This is a genomic window from Aminobacter niigataensis (assembly GCF_946995915.1).
Classification (GTDB): domain Bacteria; phylum Pseudomonadota; class Alphaproteobacteria; order Rhizobiales; family Rhizobiaceae; genus Aminobacter; species Aminobacter niigataensis.
This window is the reverse complement of record NZ_OX341517.1, coordinates 2,768,923-2,793,088: the sequence shown is the minus strand read 5'-3', so window position 1 is coordinate 2,793,088 and position 24,166 is coordinate 2,768,923. Positions and strand designations below refer to the sequence as shown.

21 protein-coding genes are annotated in these 24,166 nt (G+C 62.7%); 9 read left to right on the top strand and 12 right to left on the bottom strand.

The genetic code is table 11. From position 1 onward, the window contains the following. The first annotated feature begins 71 nt into the window (after nucleotides 1-71). The 4 genes from O1Y97_RS13545 (at nucleotide 72) to O1Y97_RS13530 (ending at nucleotide 4,528) form a co-directional block, all read left to right on the top strand. Nucleotides 72-1,040, top strand: coding sequence for a methyltetrahydrofolate cobalamin methyltransferase (locus tag O1Y97_RS13545; protein WP_108607791.1), 969 nt, complete (start codon nucleotides 72-74; stop codon nucleotides 1,038-1,040). Nucleotides 1,041-1,214: 174 nt separating this feature from the next. Beyond that, nucleotides 1,215-3,323 carry an ASKHA domain-containing protein gene (locus tag O1Y97_RS13540; protein WP_183260588.1) on the top strand — a complete coding sequence of 703 codons (2,109 nt, stop codon included), beginning with the start codon at nucleotides 1,215-1,217 and terminating at the stop codon, nucleotides 3,321-3,323. Between the two features lie 571 nt (nucleotides 3,324-3,894). Continuing rightward, nucleotides 3,895-4,197 carry a hypothetical protein gene (locus tag O1Y97_RS13535; RefSeq protein WP_318761359.1) on the top strand — a complete coding sequence of 101 codons (303 nt, stop codon included), beginning with the start codon at nucleotides 3,895-3,897 and terminating at the stop codon, nucleotides 4,195-4,197. A gap of 148 nt (nucleotides 4,198-4,345) precedes the next feature. Continuing rightward, complete coding sequence (locus O1Y97_RS13530) at nucleotides 4,346-4,528, top strand: hypothetical protein (RefSeq protein ID WP_318761358.1); 183 nt, start codon at nucleotides 4,346-4,348, stop codon at nucleotides 4,526-4,528. A gap of 3 nt (nucleotides 4,529-4,531) precedes the next feature. On the opposite strand, the gene O1Y97_RS13525 is transcribed toward O1Y97_RS13530, so the two are convergent. Next, on the bottom strand, nucleotides 4,532-5,431 hold the full coding sequence (locus O1Y97_RS13525) for a LysR substrate-binding domain-containing protein (RefSeq protein ID WP_318761357.1): 900 nt from the start codon (nucleotides 5,429-5,431) through the stop codon (nucleotides 4,532-4,534). Nucleotides 5,432-5,659: 228 nt separating this feature from the next. Here O1Y97_RS13525 and O1Y97_RS13520 point away from each other — a divergent pair, with 228 nt between their 5' ends. From O1Y97_RS13520 to O1Y97_RS13510, 3 genes are all read left to right on the top strand, one after another. After that, a complete protein-coding gene (locus O1Y97_RS13520; protein ID WP_108607785.1) occupies nucleotides 5,660-5,839 on the top strand; it encodes a hypothetical protein in 180 nt (59 codons plus the stop codon). Between the two features lie 328 nt (nucleotides 5,840-6,167). Next, complete coding sequence (locus tag O1Y97_RS13515; protein ID WP_183260583.1) at nucleotides 6,168-6,308, top strand: hypothetical protein; 141 nt, start codon at nucleotides 6,168-6,170, stop codon at nucleotides 6,306-6,308. 318 nt (nucleotides 6,309-6,626) lie between these two features. Further along, nucleotides 6,627-7,565 carry a GlxA family transcriptional regulator gene (locus O1Y97_RS13510; protein ID WP_377864515.1) on the top strand — a complete coding sequence of 313 codons (939 nt, stop codon included), beginning with the start codon at nucleotides 6,627-6,629 and terminating at the stop codon, nucleotides 7,563-7,565. Between the two features lie 7 nt (nucleotides 7,566-7,572). On the opposite strand, the gene O1Y97_RS13505 is transcribed toward O1Y97_RS13510, so the two are convergent. The 3 genes from O1Y97_RS13505 to O1Y97_RS13495 all read right to left on the bottom strand — a co-directional run bounded on the left by O1Y97_RS13505 (nucleotide 7,573) and on the right by O1Y97_RS13495 (nucleotide 11,568). Further along, nucleotides 7,573-7,956: a beta/gamma crystallin domain-containing protein gene (locus O1Y97_RS13505; RefSeq protein WP_318761356.1), complete on the bottom strand. Its 384-nt coding sequence runs from the start codon at nucleotides 7,954-7,956 to the stop codon at nucleotides 7,573-7,575. Between the two features lie 81 nt (nucleotides 7,957-8,037). After that, nucleotides 8,038-8,880 (bottom strand): DUF1194 domain-containing protein, encoded by an 843-nt coding sequence (locus O1Y97_RS13500; RefSeq protein WP_318761355.1) that lies wholly within the window; start codon nucleotides 8,878-8,880, stop codon nucleotides 8,038-8,040. Nucleotides 8,881-9,006: 126 nt separating this feature from the next. Beyond that, nucleotides 9,007-11,568 carry a GcvT family protein gene (locus O1Y97_RS13495; protein WP_318761354.1) on the bottom strand — a complete coding sequence of 854 codons (2,562 nt, stop codon included), beginning with the start codon at nucleotides 11,566-11,568 and terminating at the stop codon, nucleotides 9,007-9,009. Nucleotides 11,569-11,781: 213 nt separating this feature from the next. On the opposite strand from O1Y97_RS13495, the gene O1Y97_RS13490 reads away from it, so the two are divergent. Continuing rightward, a complete protein-coding gene (locus tag O1Y97_RS13490; RefSeq protein ID WP_318761353.1) occupies nucleotides 11,782-12,924 on the top strand; it encodes a GNAT family N-acetyltransferase in 1,143 nt (380 codons plus the stop codon). Further along, nucleotides 12,911-13,810, top strand: coding sequence for a hypothetical protein (locus tag O1Y97_RS13485; protein WP_318761352.1), 900 nt, complete (start codon nucleotides 12,911-12,913; stop codon nucleotides 13,808-13,810). The genes O1Y97_RS13490 and O1Y97_RS13485 overlap by 14 nt, the downstream gene beginning before the upstream one ends. A 36-nt stretch (nucleotides 13,811-13,846) precedes the next feature. On the opposite strand, the gene O1Y97_RS13480 is transcribed toward O1Y97_RS13485, so the two are convergent. The 8 genes from O1Y97_RS13480 to O1Y97_RS13445 form a co-directional block, all read right to left on the bottom strand. Next, nucleotides 13,847-15,040: a hypothetical protein gene (locus O1Y97_RS13480; RefSeq protein ID WP_318761351.1), complete on the bottom strand. Its 1,194-nt coding sequence runs from the start codon at nucleotides 15,038-15,040 to the stop codon at nucleotides 13,847-13,849. Between the two features lie 25 nt (nucleotides 15,041-15,065). Continuing rightward, a complete protein-coding gene (locus tag O1Y97_RS13475; RefSeq protein WP_318764209.1) occupies nucleotides 15,066-16,478 on the bottom strand; it encodes an aspartate aminotransferase family protein in 1,413 nt (470 codons plus the stop codon). Nucleotides 16,479-16,549: 71 nt separating this feature from the next. After that, the gene (locus O1Y97_RS13470; RefSeq protein ID WP_318761350.1) at nucleotides 16,550-17,557 is read right to left on the bottom strand and encodes an NAD-dependent epimerase/dehydratase family protein; all 1,008 of its coding nucleotides are present in this window, start codon (nucleotides 17,555-17,557) and stop codon (nucleotides 16,550-16,552) included. Next, on the bottom strand, nucleotides 17,554-17,988 hold the full coding sequence (locus O1Y97_RS13465; protein WP_108607780.1) for an EamA family transporter: 435 nt from the start codon (nucleotides 17,986-17,988) through the stop codon (nucleotides 17,554-17,556). The genes O1Y97_RS13470 and O1Y97_RS13465 overlap by 4 nt, the downstream gene beginning before the upstream one ends. A gap of 107 nt (nucleotides 17,989-18,095) precedes the next feature. After that, nucleotides 18,096-19,448: an FAD-binding oxidoreductase gene (locus O1Y97_RS13460; protein WP_318761349.1), complete on the bottom strand. Its 1,353-nt coding sequence runs from the start codon at nucleotides 19,446-19,448 to the stop codon at nucleotides 18,096-18,098. Between the two features lie 2 nt (nucleotides 19,449-19,450). Next, nucleotides 19,451-20,884 (bottom strand): UbiA family prenyltransferase, encoded by a 1,434-nt coding sequence (locus O1Y97_RS13455; protein ID WP_318761348.1) that lies wholly within the window; start codon nucleotides 20,882-20,884, stop codon nucleotides 19,451-19,453. 220 nt (nucleotides 20,885-21,104) lie between these two features. After that, a complete protein-coding gene (locus O1Y97_RS13450) occupies nucleotides 21,105-21,371 on the bottom strand; it encodes a hypothetical protein (protein ID WP_108607777.1) in 267 nt (88 codons plus the stop codon). Between the two features lie 142 nt (nucleotides 21,372-21,513). Next, a complete protein-coding gene (locus tag O1Y97_RS13445) occupies nucleotides 21,514-23,994 on the bottom strand; it encodes a mechanosensitive ion channel family protein (protein ID WP_318761347.1) in 2,481 nt (826 codons plus the stop codon). Between the last annotated feature and the right edge of the window lie 172 nt (nucleotides 23,995-24,166).

The following is a 24,166-nucleotide window of genomic DNA, read 5'->3' as shown; positions in this document are numbered from 1 at the left end:
GCGCGACCGACGCGCTTGAACGAAACCAGACAACGATATAAAGAAATCTTTATATCCCACGGAGAGGATTCATGACCCGCACCATCGTCGCCTCGGCGACCCGCGAAATCGTCATCGGTTTCGACCAGCCCTTCTGCGTGATCGGCGAACGCATCAACCCGACCGGCCGCAAGAAGCTGGCCGCCGAGATGATCGCCGGCAATTTCGAGACCGTCATCAGGGACGCGTTGGAGCAGGCAGCCTGCGGCGCGACCATGCTCGACATCAACGCCGGTGTCACTTCGGTCAACCCAAACGAGACCGAACCGGGCCTGCTGGTGCAGACGTTGGAGATCGTTCAGAACCTCGTCGACCTGCCGCTGGCGATCGACAGCTCGGTTTCGGCAGCCATCGAAGCGGCGCTCAAGGTCGCCAAGGGCCGCCCGCTGGTCAACTCCGTCACCGGCGAGGAAGAAAAGCTCGAGGCGATCCTGCCGCTGGTCAAGAAATACAACGTGCCCGTCGTTGCCATCTCCAACGACGAGACCGGCATTTCGATGGATCCGGATGTCCGCTTCGCGGTCGCCAAGAAGATCGTCGAGCGTTGCGCCGACTTTGGCATCCCCGCCCATGATGTCGTCGTCGACCCGCTGGTCATGCCGATCGGCGCGCTCGGCGATGCCGGCCGCCAGGTCTTTGCGCTGCTCCGCCGCCTGCGTGAGGAGCTCAAGGTCAACACCACCTGCGGCCTGTCCAACATCTCGTTCGGCCTGCCGCACCGCCATGGCATCAACGCCGCGTTCATTCCGATGGTCATCGGCGCCGGCATGACCTCGGCGATCATGAACCCGGTGCGCCCACAGGAGATGGAAGCGGTCCGCGGCGCCAATGTGCTCAACGGCACCGACGAGCACTGCACCAACTGGATCAAGACCTACAAGGACTACAAGCCGGCCGAAGGCGGACACGCGGTGGCCGCACCGGTTGCGGTCAATGCGCCAGGCGACGCCGCCGGTGGCCGCCGTCGCGGTGGCCGTGAGGCCCGGATGGCCAGGGGGTAACCAGCCGATCGTGAACAGGAACGCCGCACTTGATCCTGGTCGCGCTCCCACTGCAGGGGAGCCACAGGCCGCGGCGTCTCGGAATTTATCTTCTCCCCGGTTGCGGGGAGAAGATGCCGGCTTGCGGATCGCGGACAGCTCGATCGCCTGGCCGGTGCAGACTGGAGTATTGCCATGAACTCGCCCGCCAACATCACCGATCCGCTGGTGCTCTTCATGCCATCGGGCAAGCGCGGACGGTTTCCGGTGGGAACGCCCATCCTGGATGCCGCACGCCAGCTCGGCGTCTATGTCGAGAGCGTGTGCGGCGGACGCGCCACCTGCGGACGCTGCCAGATCGAGGTCCAGGAAGGCAACTTCGCCAAGCACAAGATCGTCTCGTCCAACGACCACATCTCGCCAAAGGGTCCGAAGGAAGAGCGCTACGAGCGCGTGCGCGGCCTGCCCGAGGGGCGCCGGCTGTCCTGCTCGGCCATGATCGTCGGCGACCTCGTCATCGACGTGCCGCAGGATACCGTCATCAACGCCCAGGTGGTGCGCAAGGCGGCCACCGACCGCGTCATCGAGCGCAATGCCGCCGTCCAGCTCTGCTATGTCGAGTTGGAAGAGCCCGACATGCACAAGCCGCTCGGCGACCTCGACCGCCTCAAGCTAGCGCTCGAAAAGGACTGGGGCTGGAAAGACCTGCTGGTCGCGCCCCACCTCATCCCCCAGGTCCAGAAGATCCTGCGTACCAAGCTGCCCGACCAGCCGGAAGTCAGCCCGGGCAAATGGGGCGTGACTGCCGTGGTCCACCGCGACATGGATTCGTCGCGGCCTTTCATCATCGGCCTTTTCCCCGGCCTCAAGAACGAGGCCTACGGCATCGCCTGCGATATCGGCTCGACCACCATCGCCATGCACCTGGTTTCGCTGCTGTCAGGCCGCATTGCCGCTTCGTCGGGCACGTCGAACCCGCAGATCCGCTTCGGCGAAGATCTGATGAGCCGCGTCTCCTACGTGATGATGAACCCGGATGGCCGCGAGGCCATGACCAAGGCCGTGCGCGAGGCGGTCAATTCGCTGATCGGCAAGGTCTGCGAAGAAGGCCAGGCCAACCGCGAGGACATCTTCGACTGCGTCTTCGTCGCCAACCCGATCATGCACCACCTGTTCCTCGGCATCGACCCGACCGAACTCGGCCAGGCGCCGTTCGCGCTCGCCGTCTCGGGCGCGCTGCAGTTCTGGGCGCATGAGATCGACATCGAGGTCAATCGCGGCGCACGCCTTTACACCTTGCCCTGCATCGCCGGCCATGTCGGCGCCGACGCCGCCGGCGCGACACTCGCCGAAGGACCCTACCGCCAGGACAAGATGATGCTGCTGGTCGATGTCGGCACCAATGCCGAGATCATCCTTGGCAACAGGAACCGGGTCGTTGCCGCATCCTCGCCTACTGGCCCGGCATTCGAAGGCGCCGAAATCTCCTCCGGCCAGCGCGCGGCACCCGGCGCCATCGAGCGCGTGCGCATCGATCCCGAGACGCTGGAACCGAAATACCGCGTCATCGGCACCGACAAGTGGTCCGACGAAGAGGGCTTCGAGGAAGAGTCGTGGACCACCGGCGTCACCGGCATCTGCGGCTCGGCCATCATCGAGGTCGTGGCCGAGATGTACCTGTCCGGTATCATCTCCGAGGACGGCGTCGTCGACGGTACGCTCGCAGCCAAAAGCCCGCGCATCATCCCGAACGGCCGAACCTTCTCCTACCTGCTGCGCGAAGGCCGCCAGGGCGAACCGCGCATCACCGTGACGCAGAACGATATCCGCGCCATTCAATTGGCCAAGGCAGCACTTTATGCCGGCGTGAAGCTGCTGATGGAAAAGCAGGGCATCGAGACCGTAGACACGATCCGTTTCGCCGGCGCCTTCGGCTCCTTCATCGATCCGAAATATGCCATGGTGCTTGGACTGATCCCCGACTGCGTCCTCGACGAGGTCAAGGCAGTCGGCAACGCCGCTGGCACCGGCGCCTTGATGGCGCTGCTCAACCGCGACCATCGCCGCGAGATCGAAAAGGAAGTCGGCCAGATCGAGAAGATCGAGACCGCCCTCGAACCGCATTTCCAGCAGTTGTTCATCAACGCCATGGCCCTGCCCAACAAGGTCGATCCGTTCCCGCGGCTCGCCGAGCAGGTCAAGCTGCCGCCGCGCAAAGCTGCCGGTGCGGAAGGCGAGGCCGCGGACGCCTCTCCGCGGCGCCGTTCTCGCGAGGAACGCGCGGCTCGCCGGGCCCGCGACTAAGCGAACTGTCATTGCAGTTGCCAGCGGCTTCGGCGGGGATTTGATGCCTCGCCGAAGCGCTTTTATGTTAGCATGCCTGTATCGGGCATGTTTCCATTGCGCAACCATTCCGGCACAATCTTGCGTTGAAACGAAATCGACTCGAAACAAATACGAACTAGTTTCCGCTCGTCAATTGCCGCCTGCGGACGTCCCTGCATCGGCACTCACGATGAAAAGGAGACACCTATGTCGATAATTGGTTCGATAAGTCGCTACGGAGCCGACATCCGAAGGGCGCGGCGGGAAGCAAGGTCGCTGCGCCGGCTGAACAGCCTGCCGCCTGAGATCCAGAAGGACATCGGCTGGCCGGCAGGGAGCGATGAGCAGATCAGGGCGCTCCATTCGGCCTTCTTGGCGCGACGTTGAGCCTGTCCGGCATGCAGCTCTGTTTCAGAATCCTCCCATCCTGAAACAGAAATGCGTCTACGCGATATCAAAGTGAAACAGAAGCGAACATAAACTTCTGCCCGGTCGGAGGCGTATCAAGTCTCGCGTAGCGCCGCCGACCCGTAGTTCCAGGAGACGCTCCATGTCCATCATCGGTGAGTTCCATCAATTTGGCGCCGTGCTCAGGCATGCCCGTCGCGACGGGCGCGTCGAAAAGATGATGAACGGCCTGCCGCGCGAATTGCAGGTCGAACTCGGCTGGATCGAGGGGCCGTCTCGTCATGGCACGGGCACCGCAGGCCAGCTCCACAAATATGGTCGCGTAGCACTGCTGATGAACAAGCTACCGCTCGACATCCAGATCGAGCTTGGCTGGCCGGTCGGTCCGCTGGCTTCGATGTCGAACGTGATCGCCTTCGACAGGCGGAAAGCACGTTGCGCGTGACCTTCGCCGAAAAGGTCCACCTGCTGGCCTTCCGCAGTCGCAGCGCCGGCCGGCCTGCCGCGGCCGACCGGCGCTTGCAATGGGCGCTCATGGCGACGCGTCGCGCTGGCTGATCCTCAGAACACCAGGCAAATCGACGGACAGGCACATGCCTCTTTTCGACGACCTCGGCCGCCTCGGTACCCGCTACAAGCAGGCACGCAGCGAGCGCAGGACCGCACGCATCATGAATGCGCTGCCGCCCGAGATCCAGCGCGACCTCGACTGGAACCCGCCGCCATCAACGATGGCGAAGGTTTATCGCTGGGCTGTGGTATCGGTCAGGCGCTGAACTTCAAAACTTGCCGGTAAGATTGAAGGTTTCGAATGCCGCGCGGATGTGGTCGGCGGCAGCCTTCACCGGCGCGCTGGCTTCCGGCGCCACGATCATCGCCAGGCTGTAGTTGCCGATCTCCGGCATGCCGTCCTTGGGGCCGAGTTCGACGAGCTCTTCCCCAAGGAAGGATTTCGGCAACGGCGCAACCGCAAGGTCTGAAAGGATCGCCGCGCGCTGGCCTGCAGTATGCGCGCTCATGTAGGCGACGCGGTAGTTGCGCCCCTCGCGGCCCAGCGCCTCCAGCGCCCCTGCCCGCCAGGCACAGCCCTCTTCCCACAGCGACACCGGCAACGGCTCGCGCATATGCGCGCAGCCGCCCTTGGTGCCGGCCCATACGATCGGCTCGGTCAGCAGCACTTCGGCGCCGGAAGCATTGGCCTTGCAGGCGTTGGTGAGCAGCGTGATGTCGAGTGCGCGGTCGTCCATGCGCCGGCGCAGATTGCTGCTCTGGTCGATGATGACGTCGACGGCGATCGCAGGATGCGTCTGCGCGAAGCGCTTGAGCACGAATGGCAGCACGCGCTCGCCGAAATCGTCGGGCGATCCCAGCCGCACCACGCCGACGATGTCGGGGATGATGAACTTCGACACCGCCTCGCGATTGATCGCCAGCATGCGGCGGGCATAGCCGAGCAGCATCTCGCCATCGGTCGTCAGCGCCACCGAACGGGCGTCGCGGAGGAACACCGAGCGACCGAGGATGTCCTCGAGCTTCTTGATCTGCATCGAAACGGCCGACGGCGTGCGGAACACCGCATTGGCAGCCGTCGTGAAGCTGCCGGTTTCGGCGATCGCCACGAAGGTGCGCAGCACATCGAGGTCGAGCAGTGGCAGAGGATGATTGAGTGGTGCGTTCATGACCGACGTCCTTCAATATTTCTGATCGAACACATCATTTCATTTCGTTTGATTGAACCTCATGTTCGAGCGATAGTCAACTCCATCGAGGCACGGGACATGAGCCCAGCATCGAGATTGCCCGGAAGAAGAAGCGCAAGAGTGCGCGAGACGGTTGCAAGCAGCGGTGCCCACCGGGCGAGCACCTAAAGCCGGCCTTGAACCGGCCCAAGAGGAAAGGTTACCGCAATGTCCATTCTTTCATCGATCGGTCGTATCGCCAGCGAATTCAACGCAGCCCGCGCCCGCTACCACACCGCACGGTCGGTCCGCTCTCTTCCGCTCGAATTGCAGAAGGACATCGGCTGGCCCGAGGCATTCGATTCCGAAACCGGCTATCGTCGGGGCAACAGCGGCCAGGTGCACTGAGCGCGACTGAAAGGGGCCTGCCGCACCAGGATCGGCAGGTCCGATAGCGCAGCCGCTTTCCGACCAGCCATGCAATCGCTGCACACCAAATGCGACCTGTATGCATGGCCACCAACCAACCACCCAAACCGCTGTAAACATTGAATATTTTCCGACGGCTGACACCTGAGATCGAACCCTTCGGAAACGATGTCGCTTTTGTCGCTCGCCGCTTCGCTTTTGCAGCATACCGGGCCCAGTCCAAGCCCTATATGCGCATCATCAAACGAGCTGCCCCACTCCAGAGCGCGAAGGCACCCCGTGTAACCTCGATGCATGGAGACGTGTCATGAAGATTTTCGCCCGCCTGTTCGGCATCAGCCGCAACGCAACGCTTTCGACCGCGATCGAGCGCCAGCGCCTTGCCAAGACCATGCCCGGCCAGACCGGAGCCTTGGCCGCCAATCGCCTTGGCATGCTCGTCGGCTGAATTCGAACCGATCCGCTCCCTCCCGCGGATCGAGACCTGACCGCCCTCCGGCCCAAGTCCGGAGCGGCGGTTTTTTCGTAGCTTGTCGCCTCACAAGCGCCACACTGCCGAAAATCAGTCGACGCGGGGTATGCATGTCGCAGATTTAATTTTAGCGACAGCCCCAACCCCATTGACAGCAAGGGAATTTGCTGTTGTCGCTATGCTATTCGCGACATCAGGTTCGCGCCGTTTCCGGTCAGCGTGAGGGTTCCTTTGAACGCCATCAGACATCCGATCAAACGATCGCTTGTGTTCTTCCTCGTACCCGATTTCACCATGGTTGCCTTTGCAACCGCCCTCGACCCGCTACGCATCGCCAATCGCATGCTCGGCTACGAAGCCTACAAATGGCGGCTTGCCAGCATCGACGGCAAGGCGGTGCGCGCTTCCAACAGCGTCGAATGCGCCGTCGACACCTCGCTCGAAGAGGAACGCAAGAAGATGGCCGGGCCCGAGCGCCCCTCGATGGTCATCGTCTGCACCGGCATCAATGTCGAGACCTACACCAACAAGTCGGTCTTCGCCTGGCTGCGTGAGGAATACAATCGCGGCGTCGCCGTCGGCGGCCTGTGCACCGGGGCCTATGTCCTGGCCAATGCCGGCCTGCTCTCCAACAAGCGCTGCGCCATCCATTGGGAAAACCTGCCCGGTTTCTCCGAGGCATTCCCCAAGGCCAATGTCTATGCCGACCTCTTCGAGGTCGACCAGAACATCTACACCTGCGCCGGCGGCACCGCCGCGCTCGACATGATGCTGAAGCTGATCGGCGACGACTTCGACGACAATCTCGTCAACCGCATCTGCGAACAGGTGCTGACCGACCGCGTGCGCAGCCCCACCGACCGCCAGCGCCTGCCGCTGCGTGCCCGCCTCGGCGTGCAGAACTCCAAGGTGCTGACCATCATCGAACTGATGGAGGCGAACCTGTCGGAGCCGCTGTCGCTGATCGAGATCGCCGACCATGTCGGCCTGTCGCGCCGGCAGATCGAACGCCTTTTCCGGACAGAGATGGGCCGGTCCCCTGCCCGCTACTATCTCGAGATCAGGCTCGACCGTGCCCGGCACCTGTTGATCCAGTCATCGATGCCGGTGGTCGAGGTCGCAGTCGCCTGCGGCTTCGTCTCGGCCTCGCATTTCTCCAAATGCTACCGCGAGCTCTATGCCCGCTCGCCGCAGCAGGAGCGCCTCGACCGCAAGCAACTGATCGCGGCGTGAGCGGAGCCTACTGGTCGTCGTAACCGCCGTCCTGGTAGTCGTCGTAGCCTTGGTCGTCGCAGATGCACTCGGCCGACGATATCTGGTCGTTCCAGCCGCGGACCGAACGCACATTGCGGAAAAACTCCTGCGATGCGCCGCGCATCCGGGTGTGCTGGTAGACGACGAGCGAACAGCCTGGGGCAACACGCACCGAGGACACCCTGTCGTTCCAGAATTGGCCGTTGCGGAAACTGACGGACTGCCCTGACGCCATTGGCAGGACGCGCCCGCGAAACGAGACGTGCTCGTACATCTCGCAGGCCGTTTCGTCCTCATAGTCTTGAGCGCTGGCGGTGCCCACCATCAACACCGAGGCGATGGCTGCAATTGCTGCTTGGCGTTTCACCATTCGAGTATCCTCCCAAACGTCCGTGGTTCAGGGGACGTTCCGCCCCTCAACCTTGACGCTTGTGTGGCGACACTCGAGATTCTAGCGGCTGTCCCACAGCCAGGAGCGGTCGCGCCAGAGCTTCTCGCCGACCAGGCAATCGTATCTCGGTCGCGCCTGGGCAAGCACGACGGGCGGGTATGCAGCCTCTTCGGCGGCCCATTGCGGCGAAGCCGGCCCGGCCAGTTCCATCACCAGCTTGCGCCGTATCGCTTCGGGGAACTGCGACCACTCATTGACCGGGATCATGAAAGCGCCCGGCCCGCCAATGACGCAATCGGCGTAATAGCGATCGAGGTCCTCGACATCATAGGCATTGCCGAAGCCGCCATTGGTCATCAGCGGCAGCCCGTTGATGGTGATCCCCTGGGCCACCACCCCGTCACGAATGAGGTCGACCGGCGGCCCCTGGTTGTTCGGCCCGTCGCCTGAGATATCGATCACCCGCTTCATGCCGCGAAAGGCGCTTTCGGCGAAAAGATCGCTGCCGAATTCGAGCGCGCTGGATATCGAGGTCCTGCGTGCGCTGTTGGGTGGCTTGGCCGTGAGCTGGCGTATGACGCGCTCGGCATCGGCGCGATTGGCAATGACCGTCCAAGGCACGATGACGATCTGCGAGGTCGATCCTGCCCATTCGACATAGGTGACGGCGATCTTGCCATGGGCACCCTCGGCGATGGCCTGAAGGACGCGTTCATGCGTCAGGGCGGCGGCATAGCCGTGGCGCTGGATCTCGAGTTCGTCGGGCGACATCGACAGCGAAACGTCGACGGCAAGCACCAGTTCGACATCGACCTGTTCGACTGCAAGGGATTGGGACGCAAGGCCAAGCGTCAGCGCCACTGCGGCACCGCCTGCGAGAAGAGCTTTGGCCACAGCAGACATTCTTTGAGGGTAAGCGAGAATCCTCAACTTCAAAAGAAAAGCCCGGCAAGAATGCCGGGCTTTTCATTCACATTGTTGCGAAGTGCTGTTCAAACGAGGCCTTCCACCGGCCCAACAAGCCAGTGTTCAGCTCCGCGGCTTGAGGTTTTCCGGGTCATAGAGCGGCTTGTAGCCGACGCCCGCGACCTCGACGGGATAGGTCTCGCCGAAATATTCGACATTCAGCCTGCGGCCTTCCTGGGCATAAGCGTGCGGCAGGTAGGCCAGCGCGATGTTCCTGCCGATGGTCGGACCGAAAGCGATAGAGGTCGTGTAGGAACGGCGGCCGAGTTCATCGACCAGCACCTCGCCGGTTACCGGGTCCATGACCGGCAGCGTGCCGACCGGATAGCGCTTCACGCCGTTCCTGTCGGTGTTTTCGGTCATCACGAGCGTGCAGAGCATGGCGGGCTGGTGGTCGCGCGCCTTGTATTCCAGATGCTTGGCCTTGCCGCGGAAGTCAGCGTCCTTGACCTTCGGACGGGCAAGATCGGCCTCGATGAGGTTGTACTGGGTCAGCAGATCCGCATTCTGCAGGCGCAGGCTCTTTTCCATGCGGCGCGAATTGGCATAGGTCTCGACGCCGAAGGCCATCACGCCGGTCGCACGCAGCGCATCCCAGACGGCAAGACCGTCCTCGTACTTCATGTGCAGTTCCCAGCCCTGCTCGCCGACATAAGAGATACGGAAGGCGGTGACCGGCCTGCCGGCGATCTCGATCTGCTTGATCGCCGCAAAGGCAAAGTTTTCCTGGTCGAGCCCAGCGGGATCGGCGACCACCTTCTTCAGCGTCTCGCGGGCATTCGGCCCCCAGATGCCGATCGTGATGAACTTCTCCGAAACGTCGGCAATCGTGACGTCGAGGCCTCGGTCCTCGGCGACGCGCTTCATGTAGTGGAAGTCGCGCGGACCGGCATCGGCGCCGTTCACGAGCCGGCAGCGGTCGGCCATGCGGAAGACGGTGAAGTCGGCGCGCACCATGCCCTCGTCGTCGAGGAAGTGGGTGTAGACGCCCTTGCCGATATTGCCGTCACCACCGATCTTGGCCGCGCAGAGCCATTCCAGCAGCTCGACATGATCAGGACCCTCGATATCCACCATGTGGAAATGCGAGAGGTTGACGATGCCGCAATCCTCGCTCATCGCCAGGTGCTCTGCGTTGGAGACACGCCAGAAGTGGCGGCTGTCCCATTCGTTCTCGCGCACCGGCACGCGGTTGCCGTATTTCTCCAGAAGGTGCTCGTTGGCCTTGTAGCCATGCGCACGCTCCCAACCGCCCAGCTCCATGAAGTGGCCGCCGAGCTCAACCTCGCGCTCGTAGAAAGGCGAACGCTTGACGTTGCGGCCGGTGCCGTAGGGCTCGCGGGTGTGCACGGCCGGGAAGTAGATCTTCTGGGCGGCTTCGAAGGTGCGTCCTTCGATGAACTTCTCTTCCAGCTGGTGCGGGTAGAAGCGCGCATAGTCGATCGAATTGTGGTCGATCTCGGTGCGGCCGTCGGTCATCCAGTCGGCGATCAGCTTGCCGTAGCCGGGACCGTCCTTGACCCAGATGGCGACGCAGTACCAGAGGCCGCGCACCTTCTGACTCTCGCCGCAGGAGGCGCCGCCGGCTGCCGACACCTGAAGCAGGCCGTTGAAGGAATGGCTTTCATTGTAGCCGATCTCGCCGAGGATCGGCGTCAGCTCCATGGCGCGCTCCAGCGGCGCCATGATCTGCTCCATGTCGAGGTCGCGCTGCGAGGGCGAAAGGCGCGCCACGTGCTTTTCGAGGATTTCGCGCGGATGGCAGAGGCGCGGATTGGTGGTCTCGTAATAGCCCCACTCGATCTGGCCGCCTTCGGTGGTCTTGGGGTCGCCGGTGTCGCGCATGTAGGCGGAGTTGCCCTGGTCGCGCAGCAGCGGGAAACCGATTTCCTTGCCCGTGCCCTCGAACTCGTTGTACGGGCCGAAGAAGGTGAGCGGATGGTCGACCGGCATGACCGGCAGGTCTTCGCCGACCATTTCGGCGATCAGTCGGCCCCAGATGCCGGCGCAGACGACGACATGGTCGGCCATGATCGTGCCACGATGGGTGACGACGCCCTTGATGCGGCCCTTCTCGACGATCAGCGAGGTGGCTGGCGTGTTGCCGAAGACCTGGAGCTTGCCGGATTTTTCGGCAGCATCGACAAGCTTGCCGGCAACCGTCTGCGAGCGCGGGATGACGAGGCCGGCGTCGGGATCGAACATGCCGCCCATCACCTGATCTTCCTCGATCAGCGGGAACATCGCCTTGATCTCGGAGGGCGAGACATAGTGCGCGCGCGTGCCGAACGCCTTGGCGGAGGAAAGCTTGCGCTTGATCTCTTCCATCCAGGTGTTTTCGCCGGTGCGGGCGACTTCGAGCCCGCCGATGCGGGCGTAGTGGCCCATCTTCTCGTAGAAATCGATCGAGTATTGCGTCGTCCAGACCGAGAGAAAATCGTGGCTGGTGGTGTAGCAGAAGTCGGAAGCATGCGCCGTCGAGCCGATGTCGGTCGGCACGCCGGACTTGTCGATGCCGACGATGTCGTCCCAGCCACGCTCGATCAGGTGATGGGCAATGGATGCGCCCACGATACCGCCAAGCCCGATGATGACGACCTTCGCATGTTTCGGAAACTCTGCCATTGCCCTCGACTCCGAGATGATATTTTTGCCGGCAGACTATAGGGCGGTTCCGGCCGATTGCAGCCTGTTTGCGACATTGCCAAAGAGCCGCGCGACTTCGCGAAAATTGACTAGGACTTCGCCACTCGATGGCAAGTCGCGCGGCTACGTTAACTGCGCTTTGTCGTTTGTTTGCTAACAACCGCCTGAAGTCAGGGGGAGAGGCTTGCCATCGTGCAGGGCTTCAATGTCGCGCATTCTCAGAAGTCGCTACCGGCGCCGGCCATTTCGCTGGAACCGCATTTCGACTTTTTGTCTGACGACTATGCCCGGCTTTACGCCGCCTCCGACGCCACGGCCTTCCAGCACCCGCTCTGGCTCGACAGTTTCTACCGTCGCCTGGCCGAGCATCGTGGCGCCGAGAAGATTGTCATCACTGGCCGCGACGCCGCAACCCACCGGCTCGTATTCGTCCTGCCGATGATCCGGCGGCGGCATACCGGTGTCACGTTGCTCGAAAGCTGCGATCTCGGCGTCAGCGACTATGCCGCCCCGGTGGCCGCGCCAGCCTTGCTGAATGGCCCGAAGCTTGCACCGGCCATCCACGCCGCGCTGCCCGCCTACGACATCCTGCGCATCCGCCCCGTACGGGCCGAACACGTCGCGGTCTGGCAAGCGCTCCTGGGCGGAGAAGCGCGCAAGCTGGATTTTTCGGCACATGCCGCAGTGTTGCAGGGAGACTTTGCGGCCTGGCGCGAAACCGCGCTCGACGGCAGCTTCCGCCGCATCCTCGACCGCAAGAAAAAGCGCTTCCTCAAGCAGCAAGGCGCGGGCGTCAGACTGCTGTCCGAGTCGGCCGAAATCCGCACCGGCATCGCTCACCTTGCCAGACTAAGGGCGGGCCGCTTCGACGGCGACCTGATCCAGGCCACCGAAGTCGAGCGTTTCTACACCGAGGTCGCCGTCAACGGTGCCGCGACGGGATTTGCCCGCACCTACGAAATCGCCATCGGTGACGAAAAGATCGGCTACGCCTTCGGCATCGCGGCCGCCGGCCGCTTCAATTACCTGCTGATCGGCTGCGACTACGGCGTCCACGGTCGCCACTCCCCGGGACTGATCCTGTATGACCGGATGATCGAAGACTGGATCGCAAACGACGGGAAGATATACGACTTCACCATCGGAGACGAACCGTTCAAGAAGCAGTTCGGCACGGTCGAGACGCCCATCTGGATGGTATGCGAGAACGCGACCTGGCGCGGCAGGCTTGGTGCAGCCGCCTTCGCGGCGCGCGAACAATTGCGCAGGCTGCGCAACAAGGCCGACGAGCCTGGGAACTCGTCCGGCAAATTGGGGGCGAATGATGCGGACTAGACCGGAATTTCTCGAGAACTCGGTCATCGTCGGGGCGCACCCGGATGATGAACTGTTGTGGTTCAACTCGATCCTGCGCGACGCCGACGAGGTCATCATCGTCTATCGCGAATTCTGGGCGCAGCCGGGGCTTGGACAGGCCCGGACAGCGGCGCTCGCCGAATATCCGCGTGACAAGGTCTCCTGCCTGGATGTCAGCGAATCCGGCGCCTATGGCTGCGCCAACTGGGCCGATCCGGCGCTGACCGATTTCGGCATTGGCTTCAGTATCGAGGCGAACCGGCGGGCGATGACGCGGCTGGCGCGCAAGTCTATGGCCGCCTTGCCGACGGTGAAGCTCCAGCGCGTCGCCGCGGCAAGTGTCGCCGCGACCTACGAGGCGAATTTCCAGATCATCTGCGACAGTTTGGAACAGCGCCTGCGGCCCGACATGAATGTGTTTACCCACAATCCGTGGGGCGAATACGGCCACGAGGAGCATATCCAGGTCTTCCGCGCGCTGAACTTGTTGCGCGACAAGATCGGCTTCCGGCTGTGGATGTCCAACTACTGCACCGAACGCGCCTTGCCGCTGGCCATGCGCCATTTCTCGACAGCGCCTGGCAGCTACATCAGGCTGCCCACCGACAAGGCGTTCGCCGACGAGGTCGCCAACGTCTACCGCAAGCACGATTGCTGGACCTGGGCCGACGATTGGGCCTGGTTCGACGAGGAATGCTTCATGGAAGCACCGCGTGAGGCTGGCGGAGCAGGCGCCCACCGGCACCTCTTCCCGCTCAACTTTTTCACCATCGATGCCACGCGGTCGAAGAACTGGCTGCCCATCGCCCTGACGATGTCGGCGGCATCGGCGGCACTCGCCGCAACGCTTGCGGACGCCATCTGATCCTTTCGGGAAATCTGCGCTCAGGACGTGCCGGGCCTAGCCGCGGCGGGCGCCAGCAACGTCGAAACGCGGCTTCCACATCGTCACCAGCACCATGCTCATCGCACCGATGAAGACGAAATAGAAACGGTCGTCGGGCAGCGGAAAGCTGGCGAACTTGCCCAGCGTGCCGATTGCCAACGCAAAGACGAGTGCGTTTTCACGGTCGCCGCCCGTCCGTCCAGCGCGACCGAGCAGCGCCCATCCGGCCAACAGCAGGGCAAAGATCGCCGGCCATTCATTGTCCATCACGGCAAAGATCGCACCCCTGATATAACCCCGGGCAAAATCGATCAGCGAAAAGTCCGGATGGAAGTTCGCCATCGAATTCTGGATCTGGACGCATGAGAAATAGAAATGCGCCCACCAGCCAGGATGGCCGCCGAACTTGGCGGCGATCATGCCACCGGCCAGCGCGGCCACGAAGGTGACGAGAAGTGGAAAAACGCGCCAACCAAATGCAATGGCCGTCAGCAGCAGCGCAAAGACCAGGATGATGTTGTCAGGCCGCAGGAACACCGACGCGAACAGCAGCAAGCAGGCTGTGAGATCGCGTCTCCTGAGCAGCAGATAGACCGCAACGAACGAGACCAGCGACACCAGCATGTCAGGGACGACCGCCGTGGTCATGTGGGCATAGTCGGCGAGCACCAGCAGCGGTGCGAGCACGAATGCCCCTTGCAGGGCATCTTCCCTCGCCAGCCAGAAGAGGCAGAACGCGCCGAGCGCCAGCGACGGCAGGATGCTCAGCAACATGGCGGCATTGACAAGCCCGACGACGGGCTCGAGCGTACGCAACATCGCGATGTAACCCACCTTCACCCGGTACATCGAAAGCTGCGACTGGAAGTCGGCAGGGTTCTGCCATTGGTTGAGGTTGTACGGGTTGCCCTGTTGCAGTGCATAGAGCTGGGATTCGCTTGCGCGCTCGGAAATCAACCTCCAGGTTTCGGCATGCAGCTCGACCGGATCACTGTGGCGATCCTCGAGAGCCGTCGCGACATAGGCAACCATGTCCCAATTGTAATCGGGCCGGACCAGCGCGTAGGCCGAGATGGCGAGGCAGACGACGGCGAAGAATGCCACGGCCAAACGGTCGAGCAGCCGCTTGCTACCCGCCGCCTGGGTGAACGACCGGACGATGCCCGTCCGCAGTGCCCAACCCATCACCGTGCCGTCGCTAGCCATCATTTCGAATTTCCCGCCGGCCTGTGCGTCAACTGACCTGGCTTTTCACGAAATCCTTGACGATGGCGACGATGCCGCGACCGAGAAGACTGTCGAGGGACTGGATGAGCACATCGACGTCGCCTCGGCTGCAGGTCAGCGGCGGCAGAAGGCGGACGACGTTGCGGTTGTACTCGGTGAAGGCGACCAGCACGTCGTAGTCGCGCAGCAACAGCGCTCCCACGAAGCCCGAAAGAGACCCCTTCAGCTTGTCGTCGAGCACGCTGACGACCGGGCGCAACACCATCGGAAGCGTCTGCGAAAAGTCGTGGAACTCAAGGCCGACCATCAGGCCCTTGCCGCGCACGTCCTTGATGATCTTCGGATATTTAGCCTTGAGCTCTTCCAGCCGCTCCAGCAGGTAGGCGCCGGTCGCAGCCGAATTCTCGATCAGGTCCTCGTCGTAGAGCACGTTGAGCGTCTCGATCGCGGTGATGCAGCCTTCGCCGATGCCGCCGAAGGTCGCCATCGCGTGGATCATCGCCGTCTTGGGCGTGCCATAGGCCTTCATGTAGACGTCGCGGCGCGCGATCATCGCAGCCATCGCCGCCTTGCCGCCGCCGAGCGATTTGGCGACGGCGGTGATGTCGGGCACGACATCGTAGTGCTCGAATGCGTAAAACCGGCCCGAGCGGCCGACGCCGCACTGCACTTCGTCGGCAACCCAGATCACGCCATACTTGTCGCAGAGCGCGCGCAGCTTCTGCCAGTATTCCGCCGGCGCCTGGTTGATGCCGCCGCCGCCCTGGATGGTTTCGAGCACGATGGCGCCGATTGCCGGATCGGAGCGGAAGGCATTCTCGACCGCATCGATGTCACCGAAGGGCACGCGTGCGGTGTTGTCGGTCAGTTTGAATTCGCCGCGATAGAGCGCACCGTCGGTGATCGAGAGCACGCCCTTTGTCTTGCCGTGGAACGAGTTCTCGGCATAGACGATCTTGGGACGCGCCGGGCCCGCCGCGCGCTCGGCGAGCTTGACCGCCGCTTCCATCGCTTCCGAGCCGGACGAGCCGAAGAACACCATATCGAGATCGCCTGGCGATATCTGCGCCAGGTTGTAGGCCAGTGCCGAGGCGTATTGCGACATGAAGGCGATTCCGATCTCGTGGCGCTTCTCGTCCTGGAATCTCTTGCGTGCCTCGACGACGCGTGGGTGGTTGTGGCCAAGCGCCAGCGAGCCGAAGCCGCCGAAGAAATCGAGGATCTTGCGGCCGTTCTGGTCGATGTAGTGCATGCCTTCGGCACGCTCGATCTTGATCTTGTGGAAGCCCAGCAGCTTCATGAAGTGCAGCTGGCCCGGGTTGAGATGCGCCTTGAACAGGTCGGTCATCCTGGCGACGTCGAGCGCCTTGGCCTGCTCGACGGTCATCAGCTTCGGCTTGGCGACCGCCGTGGCCGCCATCGCGGGAGCACCGGCAATAGCGCGGGAGTTGGCTGCATCCGGCTTGGTAACGAGCGTCATGGTCATATCCTTCATTCGGCCGGGGCGTGGTGCGCGCCGGCCGCGACGCCGGCCTTCTTGGCGCGATATTCCTTGTAGGCTGCGATCAGCATGTCCTCGTCGCGGTATTTCGGCACCCAGCCGAGCTGGCGCCCGCCCTTGGTGACGTCGAGTACGCATTCCTCGTCGGCGATCAGGTACTGCTCGGGGTCCATGATCGGCATGTTCATGAGGTCGAGCAGGTCGAGCGTGCGCTTGACCGCCCAGGCCGGTGTCGGCAGCAGGATCGACTTCGAGCCGGCGTGCTTGACCAGATCGCCGAGAAGCTTGCGCACCGGCGGCGGGTTGAGCGAGCCGAGGTTGTAGGCCTCGTTGGGAACGCCTGACTTCCAGGCGAGGCGTGCCGCCTCCGCGCAATCGAACACCGAGATGAACTGATACGGGTTCCGGCCTGAGCCGATCATCGGCACGGGAAGGTTCCAGTCGATCAGCTTGAACAGCTTTTCCAGGATGCCGAGGCGGCCGGGGCCGATGATCAGGCGCGGCCTGAACAGCGAAATGTTCATGCCGCGATCACGCCAGACCACGGCCAGTTCCTCGGTCTTCTGCTTCGACCAGCCGTATTCGCCAAGCGGCGCCACCGGATGCTCCTCAGTCATCGGGTAGGTAACCGTGTGGCCGTAGATCATGTCGGTCGTGTAGTGCACTAGCTTCGACGCACCCGCATGGTCCATCGCCTTGATGATGTTCTCGGTGCCGAAATAGTTGACCGGGAAGAAGAACTCGTGCCGCTTTGCCCTCACCTGGATCGGCGACAGCATCTTGGCCGACAGGTTGTAGACCATGTCGTCGACCTTGAGGCCGAGCGCTGCAATCGATGCCGGTTCGGTGACATCACAGTTGACGAAACGTGCATTGTGATAGTGCGCGAGCTCGCTCTTGACGATGTCGGCGACGATGACTTCCTCGCCGTCGGCGATCAGCCTGGGCGCAAGATGGCGACCGACGAAGCCGTCGCCTCCGAAAATGACGTGTCTCATCGCACGAGCTCGCTTGTCTTGGTGGGTTCTGTAGAAGCGGTGACGACCGTTTCGTCGTGGTCACGGCCGCTCTGGGCGATGAGCACGGTGCCGACGCAGATGAAGGCGATGCCGGCGATCCGCCAGGCATTCAGGTCTTCGCGGAAGACGAAGTATGCGAACACCGCGACGGCGACATAGGCCAGGCTGAGGAACGGATAGGCAAAGCTGAGCTCGACCTTCGACAGGACATAGAGGTGCGATGCCATCGAGATGACGAAGGTCAGAAGTCCGGCAAAGACCCATGGGCTGAAAACGATCTGAAGCAGCTTTACCAGGGGATTTGCACCCTCGAACGATACCGCCCCAAGCGACATCATGCCCTGCTTCAGCATCAGCTGCGCAGCTGCGTTGGTCATCACCGTAAAAAGAATGAAGGGCAGGTATTTCATTGCTTTATCCGTTCTCTTCGCAAGCTAGCGGCAAGCCGCGAATATTCCGTGAAACTTTCTGTACAATTTGAGACACCTGCGCGTTTCCCTTGACGATCGCCTGCGACCTACTCGGCCGCTTGCGCCGCCTCACCGTTGCGCGCGCCCAGTCGACCCGCGGTGCGGGCCCAGAAATCCGACATGAAGGCGGGATCGCGCATCGTCTCCAGCCGCTGCCAATCCGGAAAGGAGGCGGCGAACGTCGCGGCCGACATGCGCGCGTCCTTGTACGGATTGACCGCACCGCCGGCGCGGACCGTTATCCGGTCGAGTTCGGCCAGAAGCTTGAGCGTGCGCTGGCCATGGTTGGGAAAATCCAGCGTCAGCGTATAGCCGGGCCGGGCAAACGACATCAGCGCCGGCGAGCGCTGTGCCCCGAAACGCTTGAGCACGGTCAGGAACGAACCCTGTCCCGCATGGCGGGTCGCCGCCAGCAATGCCGATATGGTCTCGCGCGCGACCTCGACAGGCACCACGCTCTGATGCTGGAAAAGCCCATTGGGACCGTAGAGCCGGTTCCAGCCGGCCACGCTGTCGAGTGGAAAGAAGAATTTCTTGTAACCTGCCTGGCTTGCAGAGACCCGACCGCGCCGCCAGCCATAGGCGGCGTTGAACAGCTTCAGGAACGGCCGGTTGAGCAGGGTCAGCGGCGGCTGGAATGGCACCGACAATCTTGCCGCTCCCAGCTCGGCCGCGCGCGCGCCATGGGGCGCGTGGTTGCCGGCTAGCAAAAGGCCACGCCCGGCGCTTTTGCCGCCCGCCAGCTGGTCGATCCAGGCGACAGCATATTCGTTGTCGCGGTCGGCAGCTTCCGCCAGATCGAAATATTCATCCAGGCTGCCGAACGGCTTGACCGTCTCGGCGATGTCGAGCGACGGCACGCGCATCAGACGGATGGCGGCGGAAAGAATGATGCCGGTCAGCCCCATCCCGCCGATCGTCGCCCAAAACAGCCCTGCATTCTCCGTAGGTGAACAGGCATAGGTGCGGCCATCGGAGCGCAGCAGCGTCAGACGCTCGACATGGCAGCCGAAGCTGCCGCGGCGGTGATGGTTCTTGCCGTGGACGTCGTTGGCGATGGCGCCGCCGAGGGTGACGAACTGGGTGCCGGGCACCACGGCGGGGAAAAAGCCGTGCGGTGCCCCGGCCGCGATAATGTCGGCGAGCAGCGCCCCTGCCTCGGCCTCGAGCACGCCGGTCTCGGCGTTGAAGGAAAGGATCCGATGGTGCGGCCGCATGTCGACGACGGCGCCGCCGCTGTTCTGGCAGCTGTCGCCATAGCTTCGGCCGTTGCCATAGGCGAGCAGTGACGCGGCGCGCACCGATCCGCTGGTCAGCATCTGCATCGCCTCGGCCACGTCGATTGCACTGCGTGCGCCTGGGTTGGCGCGGCCGAAACTTTGGTAGTCGCAAGCCGCCATGCTCACCACCCCGCGACCAGAAGCAAGGCAGCGCCGATAAGAACCACGATCTGGCTGCGCCAGTCGCGAATGATGAAGACGACAGGATCGTCGTGCAGTTCGTCGCGGCGGGCGAGGATCCAGACGCGCATGGTGAGGTAAAGCACGATGGGCGCCAGCGGCCACATCAGCCAGGGCTGGCGGTAAAGCTCGCGCACGGCACTGCTGTCGATGTAGAGCGCCAGAACCAGCACCGACGAAAACGCCGACGCCATCCCCGCCTGCGCAACGATCTCCTGATCCTCGATGCGGTAGCCGCGCCCGGCAATGCGTTCGCCGACGTTCAGCGTCGACGAGCGCAGTTCGACGTAGCGCTTCACCAGCGCCAGCGACAGGAAGAAGAAGATCGAAAAGGCAAGCAGCCAGAACGACACGTCGACGCCGGTCGCTGCCGCACCCGCCAGGATGCGCAGGGTATAGAGCCCCGCCAGCGTCAACACGTCGAGCAGCAGCATGCGCTTGACCGACAGGGAATAGGCGGTCGTGGCGATCAGGTAGATGAGCAACACGGCGACGAATTCGATCGACGTGAAGGCAGCCGTCACCAGGCTGACGACGAGCAGGATAGTCGCCGAGGCGAGCCCGAATGGTATCGACAGCTTTCCGCTGGCGAATGGCCGATCGCGCTTGGTCGGGTGCGACCGGTCGAGTGTCAGGTCGAAAAAGTCGTTGATGATGTAGATGGCCGATGCAGCCGCACAGAACGACATGAACGCCAGCAAGGCCGGCACCAGCATGTCGACGTTGAAATATTTGTGCGCCAGCACCAGCGGCACCGCAATCAGTGAATTCTTGAGCCACTGGTGGACACGCAGCATCTTGAGGATCGTGCGCACGTCCGGCTTCGGCACGACGACAAGTTCGGAACCGTGGCTTGCCTGCCAGCGCGCGGCGGCGCGGTCGGGTGCGACGACGATCGCCTCGCGCGCGGCTTCGAATACCTTGAGATCGTGGCGGCTGTTGCCGGCATAGTCGAAACCGCCGTCGCCATAAGCCGCCACCAGAGCGTTGCGCTTGCGCTCGGAGGTCAGGTTCTCGTCGCCGTCGCTGGCAAGCACCGCATCGAACAAACCGAGATGCCGGGCAATCGCGTCGGCAAATTTGCGCGGAGTGCCGGTGGCGAGCACGATCTTGCGGCCGTTGGCCTGCTCGTCGCGGAGCCGTTTCAGGACTTCGGGTCTGTAAGGCAGCGTTGCCGGATCGATGTTGATGGCCAATGCAATCGCCTGCTTCAGCCGGGCTGGCCCCGAAAGCAGCCAGAACGGCACCAGAAAGATGCTGAGGGGGTTCTTCTTGAGAAGGGCAAACAAGCCTTCCCAAAGCAAATCGGTCGCAATCAGCGTACCGTCGAGATCGACCGCGAGCGGTATTGCGCTGTTTTCTGATCGCGCGTCCATCGATATGCCTGCCCTGCCCTTGCCGGACGGCATCAACCCTCCGGACCCCCACCAGTACGCTATAGCGGGCAGCCGGATTCGGGATGGTTAAGGTGGCAGCCGAATGCTGGAGGCGCGCCAGTCATTTCCTCGGTCATGCTTAAACAGACATTAGCGAAATACGGAAAAGGCCGAGCATCCGCCCGGCCTTCGATCAGTTCACCAGCGATGGCACGCGATCTTACTTGATGCGGGCGACGCCGCCCGAGATCTCCACCGTTTCCGCACCGGTCAGCGCTTCGCGGTCGCCATTGGGCATCGTCACGAAGCAGCCATTCGAGCAGAATTCGACCGTCTCGCCTGCGGCTAGAGCGAGTTCCGTCTTGGAACCGCCCTCCGTCACGATGAGCGTGCGCGGCTCGGCATCGAGGTTTACCGCGCTCGCGGCATGCGCCGCGCCCGACATGGCCAGGAAGAGCGCGCCTGCGGCGACAAGAAACCTATTCATTCTCATCATCGGTGTTTCCACCGCCTCTGTTCATTTTCGCAAGGCATTCTCGCCGTTTGCAAGGGAGCTTATATGAGTTCGAAGCTGAACGGCAACTGAATGCCTTGTTCATGCCACAATTGGCTATCGCAGCCCCACCGTTTCATTCCGGATCGGTTTTTTTCCTTCCCGGCTTGCGCCTGGCGGCAGCTTCGTCAGCCCGTTTGTTGCGCGCTTCTTCCACCTCCGCGACCAGCGCTTCGGCCTGTTCGTCATCGGCGGGCCATTTCTCGGCGGGCTTGATGTCGTGCGCGCGCGGTGTCGACGGGATATCGATATGCTCGCGTTCGAATGCCTCCAGGATGGCGAAGCGAATGTCGTTCTGGACCGAATTGCTTCCCGTCACGTCCGCGAGGAAGAAGCGTATCTCGAACTCCAGCGCCGCCGTGCCGAAATTGGCAAACAGCACGAAGGGTTCCGGATTCTTCAGGATCATCGGATGCGCCCGCACGATGTCGAGCAGGACATCATGGGCGCGCTTGACGTCCGAGTCGTAGGCGACGCCAACCTTGATATCGACGCGGCCGAGCTTGTTGCGATGGGTCCAGTTACCGACGGCGCTGTTGATCAGGTCGGAATTCGGCAGGATTACCGACTGGCGCTGGAACGTCTCGATCTCGGTGGCACGCACGCTGATCTTCTTGACCGTGCCCGAGACCTGGCCGGCAACGATCCAGTCGCCGACCTTGAACGGCCGCTCGGCAAGCAGGATCAGGCCCGAGACGAAGTTGGACACCACGTTCTGCAGGCCAAAGCCGATGCCGAGGGAAAGCGCACCGGCAACGAGCGCGAGATTGGAAAGGTCGATACCTGCCGCCGACACGGCGATCAGCCCGGCAATCGCCACGCCGGCATAGCCGACGGCCAGCCGGATCGAGTTGCGCACGCCGGCATCGACCTTGCCGCGCGCCATCACCGAGCCATCCAGCCAGCCCTGGAACCAGCGCGTGACGAAATAGCCGATGGCAAAGACCAAGACGCCCGAAAGAAGGCCGGCGGGCGAGAACGTGAAGCTGCCGATCTGGAAACCGGAGCCGATGCGATAGAGCCAGGTGACCATGTCGCCTGGCTGGAATCCCCATGTAAACAGGATCAGCGGCACGCCGACGATCAGCACCAGCAGATTGATGACCATGCTGGTGACGAGGCCGAGCTGATCGAGCGTCGCATCGTCGAGGGTGAACATCCGCTTGATGCGGCGTCCGACCGTCGTCTTGATGAACGCGTCTTCCTCGTTGATCGCCTGGGACGACAGGAAGCCGATATACATCGTCGCAAGGATGGTGCCGGTCACGACGATCTGCTGCGAAACGAAGCGCGCCAGGCCGATGTAGCCCAGCAAGGCCGCGGCGATGGTGACGCCACCCAGGGCAAGCACGATATAGCGGAAGAGGCGCGGCCATGGCTTCGGACGGCCGTCCTCATCGACGAACGGTCTGACCAGCCCGATGAGGATGACCAGTACGCCGATCACCACGGTCGACGTCAGCGCCTCGCCCACCGTCAAAGCCACCGGTGAACCGAGCACCTGGTAGACCGAGCTCAGGAAATAATCGAGGCCGGTGAAGAAGGCGGTGGCGGTGATCAGCAACATCAGCCAGCGCGCCGCGCCGCTTTCGACCGGAATCAGCCGCCATTTGGGCAGCCGGGGCGAAAGCACGGCCATGCCCAGGCGCGAGACGAAGAAGACGATGGCGATGACATAGAACAGCGACCACAGCATTGCGCCGATGTCGCCGCGCAGCACTTCGAAATAGTCGAACAGGTAGTAGGTGACGCCAAGGAACGCGACGAGGGCCGCCGACTGCATCAAGGTCGACCAGAAGGCGACCGACAGCCTGCTGAGATAGGACGGCTCCTCGACCCTGCCGTCGGGCTCGAACATCCGGCCGAACATGCGACGGCCACCGACGATGATGACAGCCGCGGCGGCCAGTGCAAAGAAGGTCGCAGCCAGCATCGATTTGAGCTTGAAGCTGGCGACAAAACGAACCCAGGACGAGACCGTGCGGTAGAGGTCGCTCATCTCGGTCTTGAATGCGTCGATGACCTCGAAGGCCAGCGCGAAATTGATCTGGTAGCGCTTGGTCAAAAGGTTCTGGAACAGGTCGCGCCGTACCTCGGTGATCTGGCTGATCAGCTTGTCGATACGGATCGAGAGATTTTCGGCGACGCCGAGCACAGCGTTGATCTCGGTCTTCTCCGCGGTCAGGCTTTCCCGCTCGCTTGTCACCACCGCAGGTTCAGGCGGCTGGCCTTCCGCCGGTGGCTTGCCAAGCTGCTCCAGCCGCGTGTTGATTTCGGTCAGGCGCGGACGGAATGCGACGCCGCTTTGCAGCAATTCGCGCGACAGCTGCTCGAGTTGAAGTCGGATATCGACAAGGCCGGCATCGTCCTCGGCGCTGGCATCCATTTTCTTCTGCAGCGCATCGACCTTGGCCGACAGGCTGGTGATGACTTCCTGCTGGTCGGCAATGACACCGGCCGGCGCTTTGCCGAGATCCTGCGCGACGGCCTGCGACAGCAGCACCGCTGCGAGAATGAACAGGGTGGCGCCGATGCGCCGGACTGCGGAGAAAAGCATGGTTTGTCAGCGACTCACGGTCTGTTTGCCAATTTCACGGCGTGCCATTGATAAAGATGGCCAACCTGCCGGGCAAGCCGGCCGGATGGGCTGGTGGGAAAGTCGGCCTAGCGAAAAGCAATGGCGGAATATTGGCTTTGAATTCTGGAAGCTGCCTGTAGTGTCCGCACAC

Excerpts from the sequence above, each read along its gene's own strand:
- O1Y97_RS13520 (WP_108607785.1), top strand. The coding sequence starts at position 5,660 with ATGTCCATTCTTTCATCGATCGGTCGTATCGCCAGCGAATTCAACGCA.
- O1Y97_RS13470 (WP_318761350.1), bottom strand. The coding sequence starts at position 17,557 with ATGAGACACGTCATTTTCGGAGGCGACGGCTTCGTCGGTCGCCATCTT.
- O1Y97_RS13525 (WP_318761357.1), bottom strand. The coding sequence starts at position 5,431 with ATGAACGCACCACTCAATCATCCTCTGCCACTGCTCGACCTCGATGTG.
- O1Y97_RS13475 (WP_318764209.1), bottom strand. The coding sequence starts at position 16,478 with ATGGCGGCCACGGCGGTCGCCAAGCCGAAGCTGATGACCGTCGAGCAG.
- O1Y97_RS13455 (WP_318761348.1), bottom strand. The coding sequence starts at position 20,884 with ATGGACGCGCGATCAGAAAACAGCGCAATACCGCTCGCGGTCGATCTC.
- O1Y97_RS13530 (WP_318761358.1), top strand. The coding sequence starts at position 4,346 with ATGCCTCTTTTCGACGACCTCGGCCGCCTCGGTACCCGCTACAAGCAG.
- O1Y97_RS13515 (WP_183260583.1), top strand. The coding sequence starts at position 6,168 with ATGAAGATTTTCGCCCGCCTGTTCGGCATCAGCCGCAACGCAACGCTT.
- O1Y97_RS13540 (WP_183260588.1), top strand. The coding sequence starts at position 1,215 with ATGAACTCGCCCGCCAACATCACCGATCCGCTGGTGCTCTTCATGCCA.
- O1Y97_RS13535 (WP_318761359.1), top strand. The coding sequence starts at position 3,895 with ATGTCCATCATCGGTGAGTTCCATCAATTTGGCGCCGTGCTCAGGCAT.
- O1Y97_RS13505 (WP_318761356.1), bottom strand. The coding sequence starts at position 7,956 with ATGGTGAAACGCCAAGCAGCAATTGCAGCCATCGCCTCGGTGTTGATG.
- O1Y97_RS13445 (WP_318761347.1), bottom strand. The coding sequence starts at position 23,994 with ATGCTTTTCTCCGCAGTCCGGCGCATCGGCGCCACCCTGTTCATTCTC.
- O1Y97_RS13450 (WP_108607777.1), bottom strand. The coding sequence starts at position 21,371 with ATGAATAGGTTTCTTGTCGCCGCAGGCGCGCTCTTCCTGGCCATGTCG.
- O1Y97_RS13510 (WP_377864515.1), top strand. The coding sequence starts at position 6,627 with ATGGTTGCCTTTGCAACCGCCCTCGACCCGCTACGCATCGCCAATCGC.
- O1Y97_RS13545 (WP_108607791.1), top strand. The coding sequence starts at position 72 with ATGACCCGCACCATCGTCGCCTCGGCGACCCGCGAAATCGTCATCGGT.
- O1Y97_RS13500 (WP_318761355.1), bottom strand. The coding sequence starts at position 8,880 with ATGTCTGCTGTGGCCAAAGCTCTTCTCGCAGGCGGTGCCGCAGTGGCG.
- O1Y97_RS13485 (WP_318761352.1), top strand. The coding sequence starts at position 12,911 with ATGATGCGGACTAGACCGGAATTTCTCGAGAACTCGGTCATCGTCGGG.
- O1Y97_RS13480 (WP_318761351.1), bottom strand. The coding sequence starts at position 15,040 with ATGATGGCTAGCGACGGCACGGTGATGGGTTGGGCACTGCGGACGGGC.
- O1Y97_RS13460 (WP_318761349.1), bottom strand. The coding sequence starts at position 19,448 with ATGGCGGCTTGCGACTACCAAAGTTTCGGCCGCGCCAACCCAGGCGCA.
- O1Y97_RS13465 (WP_108607780.1), bottom strand. The coding sequence starts at position 17,988 with ATGAAATACCTGCCCTTCATTCTTTTTACGGTGATGACCAACGCAGCT.
- O1Y97_RS13495 (WP_318761354.1), bottom strand. The coding sequence starts at position 11,568 with ATGGCAGAGTTTCCGAAACATGCGAAGGTCGTCATCATCGGGCTTGGC.